This window comes from Cellulomonas sp. URHD0024, from assembly GCF_000426185.1.
Lineage (GTDB): Bacteria > Actinomycetota > Actinomycetes > Actinomycetales > Cellulomonadaceae > Cellulomonas.
Window position 1 is genome coordinate 73,918 of the sequence record NZ_AUEW01000012.1, and the last position, 22,839, is coordinate 96,756.

Below are 22,839 nucleotides of genomic sequence, written 5' to 3' on the forward strand. Positions count from 1 at the left end.
CTGCGGTGGGCACCTCCGCGGATCGGCCGAAAGGACCAGCGCCCTGCGCACCGTTCAGCCGTTCGGCCGTGCCGCGCCGGTCTTGCCGGCCGATGTGGCGGCCCGGGGAGCATCGGGACGATCGAAGCCCACCCATCTTGGAGGCTCCCGATGTTGTCGCAGACCTTGTACCGCCTGGGCCGGACGGCGGCCCACCGCCCCTGGGCCGTGATCTCGGCGTGGCTGGTGCTCACCGTGCTCGTCGTCGGCGCGTCCGGCGCCTTCGGCGCGAAGCTCGAGGACTCGTTCCGTGTGCCCGGCCTCGACTCGCAGCAGGCCAACGACCTGCTCGAGTCCGCCGGATCCGGGCAGGCGGGCCTCACGGCGCAGGTCGTCGTCACGCCCGCCGGCGGCGGCTCGTTCGCCGACGACCCCGCGGCCCGGGCCGCGCTCGACCGGCTCCAGGGAGCCGCGGCGGCCCTGCCTCACGTCCTGGGCACGACCGACCCGGCCGGGGCGCTTGCCGGCTCGAGCGACCAGGCCGGCATCGTGTCCCCCGACGGACGCGTCGCGCTCCTACGCATCCAGTACCCGACCGTCGAGGACCTCTCGGCCGCGGACCTGGACAACCTCAAGGGGCTCGACGGCGGTCCGGCACTGCGGGTGGAGAAGGGGGGCGACCTCTACTTCGCCTACGAGGAGTCCACCGGCAACGCCGGCGAGCTCGTCGGCATCCTGGCCGCCCTCGCCATCCTGTTCCTGGCGTTCGGGTCGGTGACCGCGGCGGCGCTGCCCATCGGCATGGCCGTGCTCGGGCTGGCGGTGGGGACCGGTGCCATGGCGCTGCTCGCGAACGCCATCGTCATCCCCAGCTACGCGCCCGTCCTCGGGGCGATGGTCGGTCTCGGTGTCGGGATCGACTACGCGCTGTTCGTCACGACCCGGCACCGCGAGTACCTCGCGCGCGGGCTGTCGATCGGGGACTCGATCGCGCGCTCGATCGCCACGGCGGGGCGGCCCGTGGTGTTCGCCGGCGGGATCGTCGTCGTGTCGATCCTGGGCCTGGCGGTTGCTCAGGTGCCGTTCATGACCGCGGGCGGGATCGCCATCTCGATGGTCGTGCTGATCATGGTCGCCGCCTCCGTCACCCTGCTCCCCGCGCTGCTGGCCCTCGGCGGACGGCGGGTGGTCGGACGCCGGCCCGTCCACGCCACCAGCCCGGGCTGGGCGCGCTGGACCCGGCACGTCACCCGACACCCCCGCGTGTACCTCGTCGGCGTGACCGCGCTGCTCGTCGCGCTGGCGGCTCCCCTGCTCGCGCTGCGCGTCGGCATCCCCGACGACGGCGCCCTGCCGCCGAGCTTCACCCAACGCCAGGCGTACGACCTGGTCGCCCAGGGGTTCGGGCCGGGCCGCAACGGTCCGCTCGTGATCGCCGTCGCGCTGGGCGGCGACGACGCCGTGCTGGTCCCCCTCGCGGCCGCGATCGCCGACGACCCCGGAATCGAGAGCGTCGAGGCACCCGTCGTCCGCGGCGACGTCGGCACGCTCGTCGCCTACGCCACGACGGGCCCGCAGGACGCGGCGACCGGCGCGACGATCGACCGCCTCCGCTCCGAGGTCTTCCCTGCGGCACTCGTCGACACCCCGGCACGCGCTCACGTCGGCGGGCAGACCGCGAACTTCGCCGACGTCGGCGTCCGGGTCAACGACCGGCTGCCCGTGTTCATCCTGACCGTGCTCGGGATGTCGTTCGTGCTGCTGGTCCTCGTGTTCCGGTCGGTGCTGGTGCCCCTGAAGGCGGTCCTGCTCAACCTCCTGAGCATCGGGGCGTCCTACGGCGTGATGGTGATGGTGTTCCAGTGGGGCTGGGGCGCGGACCTCATCGGGCTCGAGTCCACCGTGCCGATCGTGTCGTTCATCCCGATGTTCATGTTCGCGATCCTGTTCGGGCTCTCGATGGACTACGAGGTCTTCCTGCTGAGCCGGGTGCGCGAGGAGCTGGCTGCCCTCGGCGGGCCCGAGACCGGGTCCAACGAGCTGGCCGTCATCGACGGGGTCGCCAAGACGGGCCGCGTCATCACGTCGGCGGCGCTGATCATGGTCTGCGTGTTCTCGGCCTTCGTGCTGGGTGCGGACGCCGCGACCAAGATGTTCGGCATCGGCCTGTCCACCGCGATCCTGATCGACGCGACCCTCGTCCGGATGGTGCTGGTGCCTGCGACGATGAAGCTGCTCGGTCGCGCCAACTGGTGGGTGCCGCGCTGGCTGGACCGGGTGCTCCCGCGCGTCGACGTCGACAGCGAGGAGCGCCTGCCCGAGAAGGCCCTGGTCTCCGCCTAGCCCGTGCTGGGCTGGTCGGTCGGGGCCGGCCAGTCCAGCTCCGACCGGCTGCGCAGCTCGATGGAGCGCTTGCCGAACCGGACGATCCAGCCGGCCTCGATCCTCGCCCTCTTGCCCGGGGCGAGGATGAGCTCGGAGCCGTCCGGACGGACCAGCACCGTCCCGTTGGTCGAGCCCCGGTCGACGACCCACAGGCGGTTGCCGCGGCGCTCCTGCCCGAACGCGAGGTGCACGCGAGAGATCGATCCGCCGGGATCGTCGATCGCGACGAGGTGCGTGAGACCCGGTTCGCTGTCCGGGTCCCGCCCGATCACCCCGTCGCCCTCGACCTCGAGGCGCATCCCGGTGTCGAACACGAGCACGAGGCCGGGGTCCGTCACCCTCGCAGGCGGTTCCTCCGGGCGGAGCCGGGCGTGCTCCAGCTCGGGCAGGCCGGGGTCGGCCGGTCGGATCTCCGGCTCGAGCAGGCCGTCGGGTCGGTGTGTGGACCGGCCGCCGATCCGCGGGAGGCGCGGCATGCGTCGTGGGGTCTTGGCGACGATGGAGAGCGCCACCGTCTCCGGGCTCTTGATGACCGGCCCCGGTGCCGCGGGCGCCGGCATCCCGGCGACCAGACGGTTCGGGACGTCGATCAGGCGGGCGTCGGCAGGCGCCGCCGGGGCCGCTGCCTTCCCAGGACGCCGCCCGGGCGGTCCTGTGATGACCGCGACCCGTTCAACCTCCGTCGAGACGCTGATCGACTTCCAGGGTGCGGCGCGGACGAGACCGGGAGCGGTCCCGATGACCGGCCCGACGGTAGCCGGAGCCGGCCGCGGCGGGGCGACCGTCCCGGGCGCGGGACGCACCAGACCGAGCGCGGGCGCCGGGGCGAGCGCGCGGACGACGGCCGGAGCGGTGCCCGGACCCTCGGCAGCGGCCTCCCGCACGGAACGCGCCCTCAGCACGAGCGTGCGGGCGGCCTTGTCGTGCCAGCCGCGCCGGGCAGGCGAGCGGTCCCAGGCGCCCGACGAGACGACCACCCACGCACCCACGAGCAGGACGAGCGCCCCGGCGAGCTCGACGAGGACGCGCACCCCGACAGCGGGCAGACCCGCGGGTCGGTGGGTGCGCGATCCCATCGTGCGGATCCCGAACAGGGCGTTGCCGACGGTGGCGCCCGTGCTCGCCTCGACGAGCCACTGCGTCAGGGCGCCGACGACCAGCAGGCCGGGGACGGCGATCGCGGCCGTGCTCCACGACCCGTCCGCCTCACGAGGGCCACCGGATGCGAGCGCGACCGCGTAACCGACGCCCGCAGCGAGGACGAGGACGAGGACGTCGACGGTGAAAGCCAGGACGCGCAGGCCGACGGGCGCGACGGTCTGCGGGGTGATCTCGGCGACCGCATCAAGAACCGGTCGCGGGGGTGCGGCGCGTGCAGCCGGCGGGGCGGGTGCACCGCACGCCGCGCAGCGCCTGGCGCCGGGCGCGACAGGCGCACCACAGGCCGCACACGGCGTGCTCACGACGGACCTCCCGGAGGCGACTCATCGGCGGGTCGCTGCCACATGGTGCCAGACCGTGCGCGGAGCGTGCACCGGACCGGACCGGACCGGTCAGGATGCGCGGTCGACCAGCGCGTCCGCGAACGAGACCAGCGCGTCCTTGACCGGTCCGTCCTCGAGCGCGTCCAGCTCGAGGACGGCCGACCGGGCCAGGGTCACCGCTCGGTCGCGCGTCTCGGCGACCACCGGGTGCACTCGCAGCGCCTCGACCGCGCAGGCGAGAGCGCCGTCGTCGGTGAGATCGGAGTCGAGCAGCGCGAGCACCTCGCGGTCCTGCGCCGTGGCGTCCGACGAGGCGGCGCGGGCGCGCAGCAGCAGCGCCGGCATCGTCGGCACACGCTCGCGCAGGTCGGTACCCGGCGTCTTGCCCGTCGTGGCACCGTCCGAGGTCAGGTCGATGACGTCGTCCGCAAGCTGGAACGCGACCCCGATCTTCTCGCCGAACGCGGCCACGATGGCCACGACGTCCGGGCGGCAGCCCGAGAACATCGCACCGAAGCGCGCCGACGTCGCGATGAGCGAGGCCGTCTTGTCGGCCAGTACCTGCAGGTAGTGGGCGACGTGGTCGTCCTCGGGTCGCGGACCCACCGTCTCGTGCAGCTGGCCGAGGCAGAGTCGCTCGAAGGTCGCCGCCTGGATGCGGACGGCCTCCGGGCCCAGTCCGGCGACGGTGGCGGACGCCCGGGCGAACAGCAGGTCACCCGTGAGGATGGCCACCGAGTTGCCCCACACCTCGTGCGCGGCCGGCGCACCGCGGCGCAGCGGGGCCGAGTCCATGACGTCGTCGTGGTAGAGCGTCGCGAGGTGCGTGAGCTCCACCACCACCGCCGCGTCGATCACCTCGAGCCTGGAGCCGTCGCCGAGCTCGGCGGCGAGCAGCGTCAGGAGCGGGCGAAGACGCTTGCCCCCGGCGTTGACCAGGTGGCGCGACGCGTCGTCGGCCAACGGGTCGACGTTGGTGACCGCGTCACGCAGCCGCTCCTCGACGATCCCCAGTCGTGCGGACAGGCGCTCGCCCAGGGCGGCATCGGCCAGCGGAAAGGCCGTCATCGAGGTCACTGCACGAACCTATCTTCCCGACGGTCGGATCTTGGCACCGGGCACAGCCGTGTGATCACGGAAGGAACGACGCCACGGTCTGGATGGCCTCGATGACCGGCGAGGGAGCGACGCCCAGCAGGATCGTGAGCAGAGCGCAGATCGCGATCGCCGCGACTGCGAGTCCCTCGGTCTTCACGACCGTCGTGGTGAGGGTCGATCGGGCCTCGACCTTCGTCTCGACGGCGAGGGCCGAGTCCCCGAGGGACGGGTCCCCGGGCTCGGTCTCCGCGACGTCGTAGGCGCCGGCCGCGGCCACCGGCTCCTCGCCGGCGCCCGAGGGGCCGGTGAAGAACATCAGCACGATGATGCGCACGTAGAAGAACGCGGCTGCCGCCGAGGCGAGCACGCCGATGAGGGCCAGCGGCCAGGCGCCGGCGTCCACCGCAGCCGCGAAGACGCCGAACTTCCCGATGAAGCCCGCGGTCAACGGGATGCCCGCGAACGAGAGCAGGAACAAGGAGAACGTCACGGCGAGCACCGGGTTGGTCCGGCCCAGACCGGCCCACTGCGACAGGTGCGTGGCCTCGCCGAGGATGGGACCGGGGGTGCCGTCGGCGGACTGGCCCGCCCGCTCGCGCACCAGCCACACGATGCCGAACGCGCCGATCGTCGCGACGCCGTAGACGAGCAGGTAGAAGAGGACCGCGGTGATGCCCGCCTGGTTCAGCGCGATGATGCCCGTGAGGATGAACCCGGAGTGCGCGATCGAGGAGTAGGCGAGCACCCGCTTCATGTCGCTCTGCACCAGCGCGCCGACCGTGCCGATGACCATCGTGAGGATGGCGACCGTCCACAGCACGACGCCGAGGTCCCAGCTCATGCCCGGGAAGACCGTGTACACGATCCGCAGCAGCGCGCCGAACGCGGCGACCTTGGTGCACGCACCCATGAAGCCGGTGATCGGCGTCGGGGCGCCCTGGTAGACGTCCGGGGTCCAGGTGTGGAACGGCACGGCGCCGACCTTGAACAGCAGGCCCGAGAGGATCAGCACGGCGCCGACCAGGAGCAGGCTCTCCATGCCGTTGGGCGTGCCGATCGCCGTGGCGATGTCCGAGTACCGCAGCGACCCGCTGTACCCGTAGATGAGCGCGATGCCGAACAGGAAGAGCGCGGACGCGAACGCGCCGAGCAGGAAGTACTTCATCGACGCCTCCTGCGAGAGCAGGCGACGACGTCGTGCCATGCCCGCGAGCAGGTAGAGCGGCAGGGAGAGCACCTCGAGCGCGACGAAGAGCGTCAGCAGGTCGCCCGCGGCCGGGAAGATCAGCATGCCGCCGGTCGCGAACAGGACCAGCGGGTAGATCTCCGTCTGGCGCACCCCCTTGCGGCGGGCGACCTCCTCGTAGTCCGAGCCCGGCACCGCGGCGGCGTTCGGCGCGAACGCGTCCTCACCGGTCTCCGTGCGGTCCGCGATGATCAGGAGCGAGACCAGCGCGAGCAGCGAGATGGTTCCCCACAGGACGAGCGTCGGTCCGTCGACGAGCAGCGAACCGCCGAGCACCGTCGTGCCGCCGGTGTCCTCGACGCCCGACCACAGGAGCGCCACCGCGACGAGCGCACCGACCAGCGCCACCAGCGCGAGCGCGAGCTGCGTGGTCCGACGTGCCTTCGCGGGGACGAACGCCTCGACGAGGACGCCGATGATCGCGGCGCCCAGGACGATGATGACGGGGCTCAGGGCGCCCCAGTCGATCGTGGGTGCGGTGAACATCACTTGCTCCCATCTGCAGGCAGATCGGTCACGCCGACCTGCTCGAGGGTGACGGTCGCCGGAGGGCTGACCAGGTCGAGCGCGGGCCGCGGCACGAAGCCGAAGACCACCATGAGGGCGAGCAGCGGCGCGATGACCCACCGCTCACGGCCGCTCAGGTCGCGGGTGCCTTCGAGGTCGGCCGGGGTCGGTCCGGTGAACACCCGCTGGTAGAGCCACAGGATGTAGACCGCGGCGAGCACGACGCCGACCGTCGAGACGATCGACGCGGCGGGGTGCCGCGCGAACGTGCCCACGATGACCAGGAACTCGCTGATGAACGTGGACAAGCCAGGCAGGGACAGGACGCTCAGGCCAGCCACCAGGAAGAAGCCGGCGAGCACGGGCACGATCTTCTGCAGCCCGCCGAACGCCGAGATCTCCTGCGAGCCACGCCGGGCGACCAGGAAGCCGGCGAGCAGGAACATCGCCCCCGTCGAGAGCCCGTGGTTGACCATGTAGAAGGACGAGCCCGCGATCGACGTGGACGTGAACGCGAAGATGCCCAGGACGATGAAGCCGAAGTGCGACACCGAGGTGTACGCGATCAGCCGCATGATGTCCTTCTGCCCGATCGCCAGCGCCGCGCCGTAGAGGATCGAGACGAGCGCCAGCACGATGATGACGGGGGCCGCCCAGCGCGACGCGTCCGGGAACAGTGGCAGGCACAGGGTGAGCATCCCGAAGGTGCCGACCTTGTCCAGCACACCGACCAGCAGTGTGGACGTTCCCGCGGGCGCCTGCTGCGCCGCGTCGGGGAGCCAGGTGTGCACGGGGAACATCGGCGCCTTGATGGCGAACGCCAGGAAGAACGCCAGGAACAGCAGCTTCTCGGTGGTGGGCGCGATGTCGAGACCCGTGAGGTGCGCCGTGAGGAAGCCGTCCGACCCTCCGGGGCCCTGCAGGTACAGCGCGATCACCGCGACGAGCATGATCAGGCCGCCGGCGAGCGAGTAGAGCAGGAACTTCACCGCCGCGTAGCGCCGCTGCGCGCCGCCGAACATGCCGATCATGAAGTAGACCGGGATCAGCATGGCCTCGAACAGGACGTAGAACAGGAACACGTCCCGCGCCGCGAACACCGCGACCATGAACGCCTCGAGGAGCAGGACGAGCGCGAGGTAGAGCCGCAGCCGGTCCGTCGGCACGCCTCGAGATCCCTGCTCCCGCCAGGCGGCGAGCACCACGAGCGGGACCAGCACGATCGACATGAGCACGAGCGCGAGGCCCACCCCGTTGACGCCGACCGCGTAGGAGACGCCGATCGCCGGGATCCACGCGTGCTGCTCGTAGAGCTGGACCGTCGCCGAGGTGCCCGTGTCGAAACCGAGCAGGAGCGCGCCGACCCCGAGGGCGAGCACGAGGAGCGTCACGACGAGAGCGACGGACCTCGTGTGCTTGCGGAGACCGGCCGGGAGCGCCCAGAGCAGCACCGCGCCGACGATCGGCACGACGATGAGGGCGGTCAGCCAGGGGAAGGAGGACGACATCGGTGTGAGCTCCATCACTTCTGGATGACCAGGACGACGAGGACGAGGACGACGAGCCCGAGCAGCATCGAGGCGGCGTAGGACCGCACATAGCCGGTCTGGACGCGTCGGGCGAGCCCACCCAGGCCGACCGTGGACCGGCCGACGCTCGTGACGGTGCCGTCGATCGCGGTGCGGTCGACGTAGACGAGCGAACGGGTCAGGGCCTGGCCCGGCTCGACGAGCACGACGTCGTTGACGACGTCCTGGTAGAGGTCGACGCGGGCCGCACGGGTCAGCGACGTGCCGACCGGCGGGACGACGGGGACGTGCGATGCGGCGTACCGCCGGTAGGCGATGACGATGCCGACGGCCACGAGCGCCAGGGTGACGATCTTCAGGGGCAGCGCGGGGATCACCGGATCATCCTCGATCGGCGTCCCGAGCACCGGCGTCAGCCAGTCGACGAACTTGCTGCCGGCGTTGAGGTACCAGCCCAGCCCGAACGACCCGACGGCCAGGACGATCATCGGCCAGGTCATCAACCTCGGGGACTCGTGCGGGTGCTGCTGCTCGCCGTCGGTCCTCGTCGTCCAGCGCTTCTCGCCCTCGAAGGTCATGAAGAACAGACGCGACATGTAGAAGGCGGTGATCGCGGCGCCCAGCAGCGCCACCGACCCGAACACCCAGGCACGCCAGGGCGCCCCCTCCACCGGGACGAACGCCGCCTCGATGATGTGGTCCTTGCTGAAGAAGCCCGAGAACGGCGGCACTCCCATGATCGCGAGCCAGCCGCACCCGAACGTGATGTACGTGATCTTCATGTACCGGGCCAGCGCGCCGAAGTGGCGCATGTTCACCTGGTCGTCCATGCCGTGCATCACGGACCCGGCACCGAGGAACATGCCGGCCTTGAAGAAGCCGTGGGTGATCAGGTGGAAGATCGCGAAGGCGTAGCCGACCGGACCGAGTCCGGCGGCGAGCACCATGTAGCCGATCTGCGACATCGTCGAGGCAGCCAGCGCCTTCTTGATGTCGTCCTTGGCGCAACCGACGATCGCCCCGAACAGCAGCGTGATCGCGCCGACGCACACGACGACGAGCTGCGCGTCGGGTGCGGCGTTGAACAGGGGGGCCGACCGGACGATCAGGTAGACACCGGCGGTCACCATGGTCGCGGCGTGGATGAGGGCCGACACGGGCGTGGGACCGGCCATCGCGTCACCGAGCCAGGACTGCAGCGGGAACTGCGCGGACTTACCGCAGGCGGCCAGCAGCAGCATGATCGCGATGCCGTTGAGCGTCGCCTGGCTCGTCGTCCCGCTCACACCGTTGAGCACGGAATCGAAGCTGACGCTGCCGAACGTCGCAAACATCAGGCCCATCGCGATGATGAGCCCGAGATCGCCGATGCGGTTGGCCACGAACGCCTTCTTCGCGGCCACCGCGTAGTCGAGCCGGTAGTTCCAGAACCCGATCAGCAGGTACGACGCCAGGCCGACGCCCTCCCAGCCGAAGAACAGCAGCAGGTAGCTGTTGGCCAGCACCAGCGTGAGCATCGCCGCGATGAACAGGTTGAGGTAGGCGAAGAACCGGCGACGGTCAGCGTCGTGCTCCATGTACGCGACCGCGTAGATGTGGATGAGCGTGCCGACGAACGTGACCAGCAGGACGAACGTCAGGGACAGCGGGTCGAGACGCATCCCCGCGTTCAGGTGGAACGCGCCCGCGTCGATCCAGTGGTGCGTCAGGTTCACGTCCAGCACGCGCGAGCCCTCGGGCCGCTGGAGCATCTTGACGAAGACGGTCGCGCCGACGACGAACGCGGCGGACGACGCCAGCACGCCGAGCCAATGGCCCCAGCGGTCGGTCCGGCGCCCGAGCAGCAGCAGCACCGCCGCGCTGAGCAGCGGGATGCCGATGAGCAGCGGCGCCACGAGCAGGACGCCCGCCTGCACCGTCTCGGTGACCGGAGTGATCGTGGTGTCTGATGGCAGGCTCGCCACCAGGGCTGTCAGGGTGTGCACGTCCCGGCCCCTCAGTTCTTCAACAGGTTGACGTCGTCGACCGAGGCCGAGCGTCGGGTTCGGAAGATGGCCACGATGATCGAGAGGCCCACGACGACCTCGGCTGCGGCGACGACCATCACGAAGAAGGCCATCACCTGCCCCGTGAGATCACCGTGGATGCGCGAGAACGTGACGAGCGTGAGGTTGGTGGCGTTGAGCATGAGCTCGACCCCCATGAACACGATGATCGCGTTGCGCCGCAGCAGAACCGTCGTCGCACCCAGCGAGAACAGGATCGCTGCCAGGACCAGGTAGTGGGACAGGCTCACTGGTTGTCCTCCGTCGCTGCTGCCTCAGGGTCGTCCGAGGTGCCGAACTGCTTGCCCGCGACCACCGACCCGCCTGCCAGCACCCGGTCGATGCGAGCGGCGAACTCCTCGGCGTCGGCCTCCTGGCCGCGGATGCGCAGGACGCGCGGGACCGAGCTCTCCAGCGGACGGCCGTCCGGCCCGAGCGCCGGGACGTCCATCGCGTTGTGCCGGGCGTACACGCCCGGCGCGGGCAGCGGCGTGAGCGTCGCTCCCGCAGCCACGCGGGCGTCTGCCCGTTCCCTCTGGCCGACCTTCGGGGTGAGCCGCTGCCGGTGCGTCAGGACCAGTGCGCCGAGCGCCGCGGTGACCAGCAGGGCGCCGACCGCCTCGAACGCGAAGACGTACTGGCCGAACAGGATCTCGGCGATGCCCTGCGGGTTGTTGTCGACCGCCTCGGGCGAGAAGCCCTGGGCGTCGTAGACGGCTGTCACGACGACTCCGACCAGCACGGCGGCAAGACCGATGCCCGCGATCAGGGCGATCCACCGCTGGGCTCGGATGGTCTCGACGAGCGAGTCGGACCCGTCCACACCCACGAGCATGAGGACGAACAGGAAGAGCATCATCACCGCGCCGGTGTAGACGACCACCTGCACCATCCCGAGGAACACCGCACCCTGCGCGATGTAGAGGATGGCCAGCGAGATCATGATCGTGATCACGAGCAGCGCCGCGTGCACGGCCTTCTTGACGACGAGCAGCCCGATCCCCGCCAGCACCATGACCGGCGCGAGGAACCAGAAGAGGACCGCCTCACCGCTCGAGGTCTGGCCGGTCTCGCTCAGCGCGTGGAGCAGCGCCGCGCTCATCGGGTGCCCTGCTTCGTGGCCGCCGCGACCGTGGCAGCCATGACGGCAGCCGTCGGACCGGGCACGTTCGCGACCTCGAGGCCCGCGCCGCCGGGCAGCGTGGGGTCGTCGGGACGGTGCTCCGCGACCCAGGCGACCTGCGCAGGCGTCGACCCGGTGACCTCGCCGCGGTAGTAGTCGGTGTCCGTCGTGCCCTCGACCATCGGGTGCGGCGCCTGCAGCATGCCGCTGCGCAGCGGCGCCAGGAGGTCCTGCTTCTCCCAGATCATCCCCGCACGGGTCGGGCCCGCCAGCTCGTACTCGTTGGTCATCGTCAACGCCCGCGTCGGGCACGCCTCGATGCAGAGGCCGCAGAAGATGCAGCGCAGGTAGTTGATCTGGTAGACGCTGCCGTACCGCTCACCGGGCGAGTGCTGCGCCTCGGGGGTGTTGTCGCCACCCTCGACGTAGATCGCGTCCGCCGGGCACGCCCAGGCGCACAGCTCGCACCCGATGCACTTCTCGAGGCCGTCCGCGTAGCGGTTGAGCTGGTGACGACCGTGGTAGCGCGGCTTGGCCGGCACCTTCTCCGACGGGTACTGCTCCGTCACCGTCGGCCGGAACATGTTCGAGAGGGTGACGCCGAAGCCACCGACCGGCGCGAAGAGGGTCGCCGCCCAGTTCCGCGGCTCGATCAGCGACTCGTAGCCCGTGGGCGCGGCGGGCGTGCCGACGTCGCCGGCCTTCGGGCGCGTCGCTGCGGCCTTGCCGGGCGTCGCAGGCTTGCCCGCCGACTTCGCGGGCCTGCCCGCGGCCGCGGAGGACGCCGGCCTGCGGGTCGGCTGCTTGCCGGATCCCGCGGGGCGTGGGGGCGTGGGCTTGTCAGCCACCGTGCACCTCGCTGCTCTCGTTGCTGCTGTCGATCTCGTCGCCGCCCGCCGGTCCGGCTGTCACGGATGCCGTGGCCTTCGCCTGCTCCGCCAGCCGCTGCTTGCGCGGGGACGGAGGCAGCACCTGGCCGGGCATCGGCGGCACGGGGTAGCCCCCGGCGAACGGGTCGTACACCTTGGGCCCGGTTGGAGGCGGCGGAGCGTCCTTGTTCCGTTCGGGCAGGAACATCGACACGACCACCACCACGGCGAGCAGCCCCGCCAGGGCGAAGAGGATCTTCCTCATCGGGACGTCGGTGAACAGGTCCGTGCCCCGGAACACGCCGAGGAACACGACCCAGCCGAGCGCGACCGGGATCAGGACCTTCCAGCCGATCTTCATGAACTGGTCGTAGCGGAAGCGCAGCACCGAGCCGCGGACCCAGACGAAGAAGAACATGAAGATCCAGATCTTGGCGACGAACCACAGCACCGGCCACCAGCCGTGGTTGAACATGCCGTCGTTGATCAGGGAGATCGGTGCGGGTGCACGCCATCCGCCGAGGAACAGCGTGGTGGCGATCGCCGAGACGTTGAGCATGTTGATGTACTCGGCGAGGAAGAACCACGCGAACTTCATCGACGAGTACTCGGTCATGTAGCCGGAGACCAGCTCGCCCTCGGCCTCGGGCAGGTCGAACGGGAGGCGGTTCGTCTCGCCGACCATCGAGACGAGGTAGATCAGGAACGCCGGGAACAGCGGGATGATCCACCAGAGCCCGACCTGGGAGGTCACGATCGCGGACGTCGACATCGACCCCGCGACGACGAACACCGTCACCAGCGAGAGCCCCATCGCGAGCTCGTAGCTGATCACCTGGGCGGTCGAGCGGACGGAGCCGAGCAGCGGGTACGTCGACCCGGACGACCAGCCGCCGAGCACGATGCCGTACACGCCGACCGACGCGCACGCCAGGATGTACAGGACGGCGACGGGGAAGTCCGTCAGCTGCAGGGGCGTCTCGACGCCGAACATGTTGACCATCGGCCCGAACGGGATGACCGCGAACACCAGCAGCGAGCAGAACACCGCGATCATCGGTGCGACGACGTAGACGATCTTGTCAGCCGCCGTGACCGTCATGTCCTCCTTGACCAGGAGCTTCATGGCGTCGGCCAGGGACTGGAGCAGACCGAACGGGCCGTGCACGTTCGGGCCGGGCCGCTGCTGCATCCGCCCGACGACCTTGCGCTCGAACCAGATGGCGAACAGCACGCTGACCAGCAAGAACACGACGATCGCGACGGCCTTGATCAGGACGATCCACCAGGTGTCGTCGCTGAAGCTCGCCGTGACCGGCGCGAGGGCGTCTGTAGGGATCACGCGCTGGCCTCCTGGTTCTGTCGAGCCCCTGGTGCGAGACGCACCAGGTCTCCCGCGTCGGCGTGCAGGGCGTCGCGGACGGCGCTGCCCAGCGAGTTCGTCGGCACCCAGACCACGTGGTCCGGCATCTCGGTGACGACGACCGGCAGCGTGATCGTGCCGGCGTCGGTGCTCACCGCGATCAGGTCACCGTCGAGGACCCCCACGCTCTGGGCGGTCCCGAGCGAGATCCGGGCGACCGCGCGCTTGGCGGTGCCCGCCAGGAACGGCTCGCCCGACTGCAGGCGGCCGGTGTCGAGCAGCTGGTGCCACGTGGCGAGGACCGCCGTGCCCGGGGTCACCGTCGGCGGCTCATCGGCTGCCACGGACGGCGCGGCGACCCGAGAGCCGTCCCACCCGCCCAGCTGGTCGAGCTCGGCGTGCACGGCGGACAGGGACTGCAGGCCCAGGTCGACGCCCAGGGCGTCGGCGAGCCGGTCGAGCACGCGGTGGTCGGCGAGGGCGTGCGACACGAGCGCCTGCGGGAACGGGCGCGGACGTCCCTCCCACGTGACGAACGTGCCCGACTTCTCGCTGGGCGGCGCGACCGGCAGGACGACGTCCGCACGGTCGGTCACCTCGGAGCGGCGCACCTCGAGCGACACCAGGAACGGGACGACGTCGAGCGCCTCACGGGCGATCGCGGGGTCCGGCAGGTCCGCGGGTTCGAGACCGCCGACCACGAGCCCGCCGAGCAGACCCGCGCGGGCAGCAGCGATGATCTCGCCCGTCGAGCGCCCCGGGTCGGCGGGAAGGCTGTCGACTCCCCAGACGGCCGCCAGGTCGACGCGGGCCGCCGAGTCGGCGACGGGACGTCCGCCCGGCAGCAGCGACGGCAGGAGGCCGGCCTCGACGGCGGACCGCTCGCCCACGCGGCGCGGGATCCACGCCAGACGGGCACCGGTGCGCGTCGCGAGCCGCAGCGCCGCGGAGTACCCACCGGTCACGGTCGCGAGACGCTCGCCGACGAGGATGAGGGATCCGTCGGCCGCCAGCGCCGACACGACGTCGTCGGAGAGCCCGTCCAGCACCTCCGCCTCCGTGCCCGGTGCCGACGGGACGAGGGTCCCGTTCAGGCGCTGGAGGCCACGGCTCTCCAGCGCGGCGACCGACAGGACGCGGGTCTTGTGGTCCAGGACCGCGGAGCGCAGGCGCAGGAACGCGATCCCGGCCTCCTCCTCGAGCTCCAGGCCCACGAGCAGCACGGCCGGTGCCTTGTCGAGGTCCGCGAACGTGACCTCGAGCGTGCGACCGGCCACGTGGTGGCCCAGGAACGCCTCCTCCTCCGCGGAGTGCGGGCGTGCCCGACCGTCCACGTCGTTGGTGCCGAGCGCGACGCGCGCGAACTTGCCGTACGCGTACGCGTCCTCGAGGGTCAGGCGACCGCCGGCCAGGACGGCCCAGCCGGTCGCGGGCTCGCGCGGGTCGACCGGAGAGGCCGCGGCGCGCAGGCCGGCAGCCGCCACGTCGAGCGCCTCCAGCCAGCTGGCCGGCTCGAGCTCACCGTCGGCGTTGCGGACCAGCGGCGTCGTGATGCGGTCCGGGGCGGTCTGCCACGTGAAGGCGAAGCGGTCCTTGTCGGTGATCCACTCCTGGTTCACCGTCGGGTCCTCGCCCGCCAGCCGGCGCAGGACGACGCCTCGCCGGTGGTCGACCCGGATGGCCGACCCCTGCGCGTCGTGCTCGCCGACGCCGGGCGTGGAGACGAGGTCGAACGGCCGCGACCGGAAGCGGTACGCCGCGCTGGTCAGGGCGCCGACCGGGCAGATCTGGACGGTGTTGCCAGAGAAGTACGACGCGAACGGGCGGCCGGACGTGTCCTCGGCCGCGGCACCCAGCGGCGTCTCGCCCTCGAACCCGAGGACCGCGGTGTCGAACCGGCCGATCTGCTGGTTGGCACCGCGCTTCTGCAGGTCGATGAACACGTCGCCGGCGATCTCCTCGGAGAACCGCGTGCAGCGCTGGCACAGGACGCAGCGCTCCCGGTCGAGCAGGATCTGCGTCGAGATCGCGATCGGCTTGGGGAACGTGCGCTTGACGTCGACGAACCGGGTGCTCGCGCGCCCGTTGCTCATCGCCTGGTTCTGCAGCGGGCACTCGCCGCCCTTGTCGCAGACCGGGCAGTCCAGCGGGTGGTTGATGAGCAGCAGCTCCATGACGCCGTGCTGCGCCTTGTCCGCCTCGGGCGACGTGTGCTGCGTCTTGACCTGCATGCCGGGGCTGGCTTCCAACGTGCAGGACGCCTGCGGCTTGGGCATCTTCGACAGTGCGCCGTCGCGGCCGGGTGCCCACACCTCGACCAGGCACTGGCGGCAGGCGCCGGCCGGTGCGAGCAGCGGGTGGTCGCAGAACCGCGGGATCTGGATCCCCAGCTCCTCGGCGGCGCGGATGACCAGGGTGCCCTTGGGCACCACGGTCTCGATCCCGTCGATGCTGAACGTGACGGTGTCCGTCGGCGTCGGTCGGGCTTCGGCGGGCGCCGACGGGACCAGCTTGCTGGTCGGCCCGCTGGACAGGATCGTCATGCGTGGACCCCCGCGAGGACGCCGGTCTGACGCGGCGTGTAGGTGAACAGCGAGCTGTGCTCGGGTGGGAAGAGCACGTCGGCGGGTGTCCGTGTGCCCGCCTCGAACTCCTCCCGGAAGTACTGGACGGCCGACGTGATCGGGCTCGTCGCGCCGTCGCCCAGGGCGCAGAACGCCCGACCCAGGATGTTGTCGCACAGGTCGAGCAGCAGGTCGATGTCCGCGGACGTGCCCTGGCCGGCCTCGAGGCGCTGCAGCACCTGCGTGAGCCAGTAGGTGCCCTCGCGGCACGGGGTGCACTTGCCGCACGACTCGTGCTTGTAGAACTCGGTCCAGCGCGTCACCGCACGGACCACCGAGGTGGTCTCGTCGAAGATCTGCAGGGCACGGGTCCCGAGCATGGAGCCGGCCGTCGCGACCGACTCGTAGTCGAGCGGGACGTCGAGGTGCGCCGCCGTGAAGATCGGCGTCGAGGAGCCGCCCGGCGTCCAGAACTTCAGCTCGTGGCCCTCGCGGATGCCGCCGGCCATGTCGAGCAGCTCACGCAGCGTGATGCCCAGCGGAGCCTCGTACTGGCCGGGCCGCGTGACGTGGCCGGACAGCGAGAAGAGGCCGTGGCCCGTGGAACGCTCGGTGCCCATCGCCTTGAACCAGTCCGAGCCGCCGACGACGATGCCGGGCACGGAGGCGATCGACTCCACGTTGTTCACCACGGTGGGGCGGGCGTACAGGCCGGCGACGGCCGGGAACGGCGGCTTGAGCCGCGGCTGGCCGCGCAGTCCCTCGAGGGAGTCGAGCAGCGCCGTCTCCTCGCCGCAGATGTACGCGCCCGCGCCGGAGTGCAGCGTGATCTCGAGGTCGTAGCCGGAGCCGAGGATGTCGGTGCCCAGGTAGCCCGCCGCGCGAGCCTCCTCGATCGCGAGCAGCAGGCGTCGGTAGACGTGCAGGACCTCGCCGCGGACGTAGAGGAACGCGTGGTCGCAGCCGATCGCGTAGCTCGTGATGATCATGCCCTCGATCAGGTGCTGCGGGCTGGCCATCATGAGCGGGATGTCCTTGCAGGTCCCGGGCTCGGACTCGTCCGCATTGACGACGAGGTAGCGCGGGCCACCGTCGGGCGCGGGCAGGAAGCCCCACTTCATGCCCGTCGGGAAGCCTGCACCGCCACGACCGCGCAGGCCGGAGTCCTTGACCATCGTGACCACGTCGGCCGGGGCCAGCGAGAGCGCCTTGCGCAGGCCCTCGTAGCCGCCCGCGCCCTCGTAGGTCGCCAGGGTCCACGAGCGGTCGGCGTCCCACGTCTCCGTGAGCACCGGGGTGAGCGTCGTGGCCATCAGGACTCCTTCGCTTCGCCGGAGGTCTGCTTCTTCTGCTCGCCCGCGGGCGACACGTCCCCGGACGTCGTGGCGGGCCGCTGGGCGCTGGACTGCTCGCCGCCGACCTTCGGCTCGCCACCGGCGGGTGCCGCGGTGCCGGACGCCTGCAGCGGCGGGGCCTTCCAGCCCTCCGCCCGCGCCAGCTCGATCCCCCGCAGCGTCGGAACGCCGCCGCCGACGCCCTCGTTCGCGCGGCCGTCGCCGAACCCGGCCAGCACGCGGGACATCTCCTTGAAGCTCACGACCGTGTCAGCGCCGCGGGTGGGGACCACCGGGTTGCCTGCACTGATCGTGTCGACGATCTCGCGGGCGCTGTCGGGCGTCTGGTTGTCGAAGAACTCCCAGTTGACCATCACCACCGGCGCGTAGTCGCAGGCGGCGTTGCACTCGATGCGCTCGAGGGTGATCCGACCGTCGTCCGTGGTCTCGTCGTGCCCGACGCCGAGGCAGTCCGAGAGCTCCTCCCAGATGGCGTCGCCACCCATGACCGCACAGAGGGTGTTGATGCAGACCCCGACCGTGTAGTCGCCGTTGGGGTGCCGCTTGTACTGCGTGTAGAAGGTGGCGACCGCGGAGACCTCGGCCGTCGTCAGGCCCAGGTGCGACGCGCAGAACGCGATGCCACGGGGGCTCACGTAGCCGTCCTCCGACTGCACCAGGTGGAGCATGGGCAGCAGCGCCGAGCGGGCCTGCGGGTAGCGGGCGACGATCGCGTCCGAGTCGGCCGTCAGGCGCGCGTGCGTCTCGGCGTCGTAGGACGTGCGGTGCGTCTGCCCGGGCGTTCTTCCAGCTTCGACCGACATCAGCGGTCCACCCCTCCGAGCACAGGGTCGAGGGACGCGACGGCGACGACGACGTCGGCCACCTGCCCGCCCTCGCACATGATGGACGTCGCCTGCAGGTTGTTGAACGACGGGTCCCGGAAGTGCGCGCGGTACGGACGCGTCCCTCCGTCGGACACCAGGTGCACGCCGAGCTCGCCGCGCGGGTGCTCGACGGTCTGGAACACCTGACCGGCCGGCACGCGGAAGCCCTCGGTGACGAGCTTGAAGTGGTGGATCAGAGCCTCCATCGAGGTGCCCATGATCTCGCGGATGTGGTCGAGCGAGTTGCCCATGCCGTCCGCGCCGATCGCCATCTGCGCAGGCCAGGCCACCTTCTTGTCCGCCACCATGACCGGGCCAGGGCCCATCTTCTGCAGGCGGTCGAGGGTCTGCTCGACGATCTTCATCGACTGGTAGCACTCCTCGACCCGCACCACGAGGCGTCCCCACGAGTCGGCGGTGTCGGCCACCGGGACGTCGAAGTCGTACGTCTCGTAGCCGCAGTAGGGCGTGGCCTTGCGGACGTCGTACGGCAGACCCGCGCTGCGGAGCACAGGACCCGTCACCCCGAGCGCCATGCAGCCCGACAGGCCCAGGTAGCCGACGCCCTTGAGGCGCAGGTGCAGGATCGGGTTGGCCATCATCAGGTCTTCGAGCTGCTTGAAGTACTTGCGGACCTGGACGAGCGCCTCGCGGATCGTGTCGATCGCGCCCGGGGGGATGTCCTGCGCGACGCCACCGGGACGGATGAACGCGTGGTTCATGCGCAGACCGGTGATCAGCTCGAGCACCTTGAGGATCTCCTCGCGGGCGGTGAAGCCCACGGTCATGATCGTCGTCGCGCCCAGCTCGTTCCCGCCGGTGGCCAGGCAGACCAGGTGGCTCGTGATGCGGTTGAGCTCCATGAGCAGGACCCGGATGACGGTCGCACGCTCCGGCACGTCGTCGGTGACGCCCAGCAGCTTCTCCACGGCCAGGCAGTACGCGGCCTCCTGGAACAGCGGAGCCACGTAGTCCATGCGCGTGCAGAACGTCACGCCCTGGGTCCAGTTGCGGAACTCCATGTTCTTCTCGATGCCGGTGTGCAGGTAGCCGATGCCCGCGCGGGCCTCGGTCACCGTCTCGCCGTCGATCTCGAGCATGAGCCGGAGCACGCCGTGGGTCGACGGGTGCTGCGGGCCCATGTTGACGACGATCCGCTCCTCGCCGAGGCGGGCGGCCTCCTCGGCGATGTCGGACCAGTCCCCACCGGACGCCTCGAAGAAGGGGACGCCCTCGGTGTCGGAGTCGACGACCCGTGCCGTCGATCGGGGGGTCTGAGTGGTCATCGGTACGACCTCCGCTGGTCCGGGGGCGGCACGGTGGCGCCCTTGTACTCGACCGGGATCCCCCCGAGGGGGTAGTCCTTGCGCTGCGGGTGCCCCGGCCAGTCGTCGGGCATCTCGATGCGGGCGAGCGCGGGATGACCGTCGAAGATGATCCCGAAGAAGTCGTACGTCTCGCGCTCGTGCCAGTCGTTGGCCGGATACACCGCGACCGTCGACGGGATGTGCGGGTCCAGGTCGGACACCGCGACCTCGAAGCGCAGGCGTCGCGAGTGCGTCACCGACATCAGGTGGTAGACCGCGTGCAGCTCGCGGCCGGCGTCGTGGGGGTAGTGCACGCCGGAGACGCCCAGGCTGAGCTCGAACCGCAGGTCCTGGTCGTCGCGCAGCGCCCGCGCCACCTCGACCACGTGCTCACGGCGGACGTGCAGCGTGAGCTCCTCGCGGTCGATCACGACCGACTCGACCGCGTTGGCGTAGCCCGTACCGGACTCGTCGAGGATCTCGGCCAGGATGTCGACGACCTCGTCGAACCAGCCGCCGTAGGGGCGCTCGCTCGCGCCCGGGAGCGCGATCGGCGCCACCAGGCCGCCGTAGCCGGAGGTGTCGCCCGAGCCGGTCACGCCGAACATGCCCTGCCGGACGTCGACGATGTCGATCGGCGTGCGGGTCATGTTCTGGGCGCCGGCCTCGAGGGCCGCCTCCGTGGTCGACTGCGCTCCCGTGGCTGGGGCGCCCGGCTTCACCGCAGCCGCGGCATCCGTCTTCTCCTCGCTCACTTCAGAAGTCCCGTCATGTGCGACGTCGGCGTCGCGGCCAGTGCGGCTGCCTCGGCCGCCGCGGCGGCGTTCTTGCGGTTGGCGCCGAGCGGCTCGTTCTGGATCTGCTCGTGCAGCGCGAGGATCGCGTTGATGAGCATCTCGGGGCGCGGCGGGCAGCCCGGCAGGTAGATGTCGACCGGGATGATGTGGTCGACGCCCTGGACGATCGCGTAGTTGTTGAACATGCCGCCGCTGCTGGCGCAGACCCCCATCGAGAGCACCCACTTGGGCTCCGACATCTGGTCGTAGACCTGGCGCACCACCGGGGCCATCTTCTGGCTCACCCGGCCGGCGACGATCATCAGGTCCGCCTGGCGCGGCGACGCGCGGAACACCTCCATGCCGAAGCGGGAGATGTCGAACCGAGGCGTGCCCGCGGCCATCATCTCGATGGCACAGCACGCGAGGCCGAACGTCACGGGCCACAGCGACGACTTGCGGAAGTAGCCGACGAGGTCCTCGACCGTCGTGAGCAGGAAGCCTGACGGCGCCTCTTCGATCCCCATCTCAAACCTCCGGACATGCTGTTGAACGAGCTGCTGTGCGGGCCCCGACGACGACGATCAGTCCCACTCGAAGCCCCCACGACGCCACTCGTAGACGAACGGGACCGTGATGATCAGCAGGAACCCGATCATCGCGACGAGCCCGAACATGGCGAGCGTGGCGAAGCTGACAGCCCACGGGTAGAGGAAGACCACCTCGATGTCGAAGACGATGAAGGTCATCGCGACGAGGTAGTACTTGATCGGGAAGCGACCGCCGCCGATGGCGTGCGGGGTGGGCTCGATGCCGCACTCGTACGCCTCGAGCTTGGCGCGGTTGTACCGCTTCGGGCCCAGGATGACCGAGGAGCCGACGCCGCCGAGCGCCATGAGGGCGGCGATGCCCATCAAGAACAGCAGCGGAACGTACGGGTTGCTCATCGCGCGTCACTCCTCATCGGCGAGGTGGTGCTTCGGGGTGGGTACTGCCGGTGGGTCGTGCTTCAGGCGGCCGGCGCGAGCCGGCTCAGTCCAGCGATGACCCGATCGACCAGGTCACCACCGCGTGGTTCGTAGCAGTCGGACAAGAGCTTCAGGACGAACTTCATGACGAGCGGCCGAGGCAGGCCGTACCGCGTGCACACCCGCATGATCTCCGGGTGCTCGATGAGCCGGACGAAGATCCGGCCGAGCGTGTAGTAACCGCCGAGATCATCCTTCATCCGGCGCTGGTATGTGGCGAACGCGCGCTCCCGGCCGGCGGCGGTCCCCCGCGCCAGCCCCTGCGCGATCGCGTCGGCGGCTACCCGGCCCGCCTGTAGACCGTACGCGATGCCCTCACCGTTGAACGGGCTGATCATCCCGGCCGAGTCGCCGACGAGCATCAGACCGTTGCCGTACAGCGGCCCGCGGTTGAACCCCATGGGCAGCGCCGCGCCGCGGACGGAACCGACCTGGTTGTCCGGCGTGAACTCCCACTCGGCCGGGGCGTTGGCCATCCACTTGGCGAACAGCGCCCTGTAGTCGACCTTCGTCGCCGCCGCGGTGCTCGCCACGGAGCCCAGACCCACGTTCGCGGTGCCGTCGCCCAGCGCGAAGATCCAGCCGTAGCCCGGCATCAGGTTCGACCTGTGCGGCTCGCCGTCCCAGAGCTCGAGGTGGCTCTCCATCCACGCGTCGTCGTGCCGCGGGGTGCGGAAGTAGGTGCGGACCGCGACACCCATCGGGCGGTCCATGCGCTTCTCGAGCCCCATCCCGGTGGCCAGCCGTGCGGACACTCCGTCCGCCGCGATGACGATCGGTGCGCGGTACGTGGCGGCCCCGTCGACGGTCTTCGCCGTGACTCCGACGACCCGACCCGAGCGCTCGTCGCGAAGTGCGCCCGTGACGTTCGTGCGTTCCTGCAGCTTGGCGCCCGCGGCTCGTGCGTGGTCGACCAGCGTGTGGTCGAGCGACATCCGCGACTTCGCGAGCCCGTACGACGGGTAGCTCGACAGCTCGGGCCACTCGAGCTCGAGGCGGTGTCCCCCGCCGATCACGCGCAGACCCCGGTTGCGGATCCAGCCGTCCTGCTCGCGGATCGGCAGTCCCATCCGCACGAGCTCGGCGACGGCGCGCGGCGTCAGACCGTCTCCGCAGACCTTGTCCCGGGGGAACTCGGACTTCTCGAGGAGCAGCACGTCCAGGCCCGCGGAGGCACAGTGAAAAGCGGCGGCGGACCCTGCCGGGCCCGCGCCCACGACGATGACGTCCGCGTCATCGTGCGCTGCTTCCACCACCAGTGACCCCACTTGTGACGCTGTTCACGTACTTGTTCGGCGAGTCTAACCACGGCCAG

At 70.7% G+C, this 22,839-nt stretch carries 18 protein-coding genes; 1 reads left to right on the forward strand and 17 read right to left on the reverse strand.

Annotation, left to right across the window (positions count from 1 at the left end):
• The first annotated feature begins 150 nt into the window (after positions 1-150).
• A complete protein-coding gene (locus I847_RS23705) occupies positions 151-2,322 on the forward strand; it encodes an MMPL family transporter (RefSeq protein ID WP_051274895.1) in 2,172 nt (723 codons plus the stop codon).
• Here the strand turns inward: I847_RS23705 and I847_RS0113620 are convergent.
• From I847_RS0113620 to I847_RS0113700, 17 genes are all read right to left on the reverse strand, one after another.
• Positions 2,319-3,827, reverse strand: a complete 1,509-nt coding sequence (locus I847_RS0113620) for an RDD family protein (protein WP_028050137.1) — start codon at positions 3,825-3,827, stop codon at positions 2,319-2,321. The genes I847_RS23705 and I847_RS0113620 overlap by 4 nt on opposite strands.
• Before the next feature lie 90 nt (positions 3,828-3,917).
• The gene (locus I847_RS0113625) at positions 3,918-4,916 is read right to left on the reverse strand and encodes a polyprenyl synthetase family protein (protein ID WP_196804568.1); all 999 of its coding nucleotides are present in this window, start codon (positions 4,914-4,916) and stop codon (positions 3,918-3,920) included.
• A gap of 64 nt (positions 4,917-4,980) precedes the next feature.
• Entirely contained in the window at positions 4,981-6,678 is a 1,698-nt protein-coding gene (gene nuoN / locus I847_RS0113630) for an NADH-quinone oxidoreductase subunit NuoN (RefSeq protein ID WP_034610233.1), read from the reverse strand.
• A complete protein-coding gene (locus I847_RS0113635; RefSeq protein WP_028050140.1) occupies positions 6,678-8,207 on the reverse strand; it encodes an NADH-quinone oxidoreductase subunit M in 1,530 nt (509 codons plus the stop codon). Before I847_RS0113635 ends, nuoN begins: the two co-directional genes overlap by 1 nt.
• A gap of 14 nt (positions 8,208-8,221) precedes the next feature.
• Positions 8,222-10,213, reverse strand: coding sequence for an NADH-quinone oxidoreductase subunit L (gene nuoL / locus I847_RS0113640; protein WP_034610235.1), 1,992 nt, complete (start codon positions 10,211-10,213; stop codon positions 8,222-8,224).
• A gap of 11 nt (positions 10,214-10,224) precedes the next feature.
• Positions 10,225-10,524 (reverse strand): NADH-quinone oxidoreductase subunit NuoK, encoded by a 300-nt coding sequence (gene nuoK, locus I847_RS0113645; protein ID WP_028050142.1) that lies wholly within the window; start codon positions 10,522-10,524, stop codon positions 10,225-10,227.
• The gene (locus I847_RS23710; protein WP_051274896.1) at positions 10,521-11,375 is read right to left on the reverse strand and encodes an NADH-quinone oxidoreductase subunit J; all 855 of its coding nucleotides are present in this window, start codon (positions 11,373-11,375) and stop codon (positions 10,521-10,523) included. The genes nuoK and I847_RS23710 overlap by 4 nt, the downstream gene beginning before the upstream one ends.
• Positions 11,372-12,244: an NADH-quinone oxidoreductase subunit NuoI gene (gene nuoI, locus I847_RS23715; protein ID WP_034610238.1), complete on the reverse strand. Its 873-nt coding sequence runs from the start codon at positions 12,242-12,244 to the stop codon at positions 11,372-11,374. The genes I847_RS23710 and nuoI overlap by 4 nt, the downstream gene beginning before the upstream one ends.
• Positions 12,237-13,607: an NADH-quinone oxidoreductase subunit NuoH gene (gene nuoH, locus I847_RS23720; protein ID WP_051274897.1), complete on the reverse strand. Its 1,371-nt coding sequence runs from the start codon at positions 13,605-13,607 to the stop codon at positions 12,237-12,239. Before nuoH ends, nuoI begins: the two co-directional genes overlap by 8 nt.
• Positions 13,604-16,171, reverse strand: a complete 2,568-nt coding sequence (locus I847_RS0113665; RefSeq protein ID WP_028050143.1) for an NADH-quinone oxidoreductase subunit G — start codon at positions 16,169-16,171, stop codon at positions 13,604-13,606. Before I847_RS0113665 ends, nuoH begins: the two co-directional genes overlap by 4 nt.
• On the reverse strand, positions 16,168-17,505 hold the full coding sequence (gene nuoF, locus I847_RS0113670; RefSeq protein ID WP_028050144.1) for an NADH-quinone oxidoreductase subunit NuoF: 1,338 nt from the start codon (positions 17,503-17,505) through the stop codon (positions 16,168-16,170). The genes I847_RS0113665 and nuoF overlap by 4 nt, the downstream gene beginning before the upstream one ends.
• Positions 17,505-18,350, reverse strand: coding sequence for an NADH-quinone oxidoreductase subunit NuoE (nuoE, locus tag I847_RS0113675; RefSeq protein ID WP_028050145.1), 846 nt, complete (start codon positions 18,348-18,350; stop codon positions 17,505-17,507). The genes nuoF and nuoE overlap by 1 nt, the downstream gene beginning before the upstream one ends.
• The gene (locus I847_RS0113680; protein ID WP_028050146.1) at positions 18,350-19,699 is read right to left on the reverse strand and encodes an NADH-quinone oxidoreductase subunit D; all 1,350 of its coding nucleotides are present in this window, start codon (positions 19,697-19,699) and stop codon (positions 18,350-18,352) included. The genes nuoE and I847_RS0113680 overlap by 1 nt, the downstream gene beginning before the upstream one ends.
• On the reverse strand, positions 19,696-20,475 hold the full coding sequence (locus I847_RS0113685) for an NADH-quinone oxidoreductase subunit C (RefSeq protein WP_028050147.1): 780 nt from the start codon (positions 20,473-20,475) through the stop codon (positions 19,696-19,698). The genes I847_RS0113680 and I847_RS0113685 overlap by 4 nt, the downstream gene beginning before the upstream one ends.
• The gene (locus I847_RS0113690) at positions 20,472-21,023 is read right to left on the reverse strand and encodes an NADH-quinone oxidoreductase subunit B family protein (protein WP_028050148.1); all 552 of its coding nucleotides are present in this window, start codon (positions 21,021-21,023) and stop codon (positions 20,472-20,474) included. The genes I847_RS0113685 and I847_RS0113690 overlap by 4 nt, the downstream gene beginning before the upstream one ends.
• Positions 21,024-21,080: 57 nt before the next feature.
• Positions 21,081-21,443 carry an NADH-quinone oxidoreductase subunit A gene (locus tag I847_RS0113695; RefSeq protein WP_028050149.1) on the reverse strand — a complete coding sequence of 121 codons (363 nt, stop codon included), beginning with the start codon at positions 21,441-21,443 and terminating at the stop codon, positions 21,081-21,083.
• Between the two features lie 62 nt (positions 21,444-21,505).
• On the reverse strand, positions 21,506-22,780 hold the full coding sequence (locus I847_RS0113700) for a geranylgeranyl reductase family protein (protein ID WP_369751736.1): 1,275 nt from the start codon (positions 22,778-22,780) through the stop codon (positions 21,506-21,508).
• Positions 22,781-22,839 lie beyond the last annotated feature (59 nt).

What these genes read in the sequence shown, in the direction of transcription:
- I847_RS23705 (WP_051274895.1), top strand. Translation starts at nt 151, where the DNA reads ATGTTGTCGCAGACCTTGTACCGCCTGGGCCGGACGGCGGCCCACCGC.
- I847_RS0113625 (WP_196804568.1), bottom strand. Translation starts at nt 4,916, where the DNA reads ATGACGGCCTTTCCGCTGGCCGATGCCGCCCTGGGCGAGCGCCTGTCC.
- nuoN (WP_034610233.1), bottom strand. Translation starts at nt 6,678, where the DNA reads ATGTTCACCGCACCCACGATCGACTGGGGCGCCCTGAGCCCCGTCATC.
- I847_RS0113635 (WP_028050140.1), bottom strand. Translation starts at nt 8,207, where the DNA reads ATGTCGTCCTCCTTCCCCTGGCTGACCGCCCTCATCGTCGTGCCGATC.
- I847_RS23710 (WP_051274896.1), bottom strand. Translation starts at nt 11,375, where the DNA reads ATGAGCGCGGCGCTGCTCCACGCGCTGAGCGAGACCGGCCAGACCTCG.
- I847_RS0113665 (WP_028050143.1), bottom strand. Translation starts at nt 16,171, where the DNA reads ATGACGATCCTGTCCAGCGGGCCGACCAGCAAGCTGGTCCCGTCGGCG.
- nuoF (WP_028050144.1), bottom strand. Translation starts at nt 17,505, where the DNA reads ATGGCCACGACGCTCACCCCGGTGCTCACGGAGACGTGGGACGCCGAC.
- nuoE (WP_028050145.1), bottom strand. Translation starts at nt 18,350, where the DNA reads ATGTCGGTCGAAGCTGGAAGAACGCCCGGGCAGACGCACCGCACGTCC.
- I847_RS0113680 (WP_028050146.1), bottom strand. Translation starts at nt 19,699, where the DNA reads ATGACCACTCAGACCCCCCGATCGACGGCACGGGTCGTCGACTCCGAC.
- I847_RS0113690 (WP_028050148.1), bottom strand. Translation starts at nt 21,023, where the DNA reads ATGGGGATCGAAGAGGCGCCGTCAGGCTTCCTGCTCACGACGGTCGAG.
- I847_RS0113695 (WP_028050149.1), bottom strand. Translation starts at nt 21,443, where the DNA reads ATGAGCAACCCGTACGTTCCGCTGCTGTTCTTGATGGGCATCGCCGCC.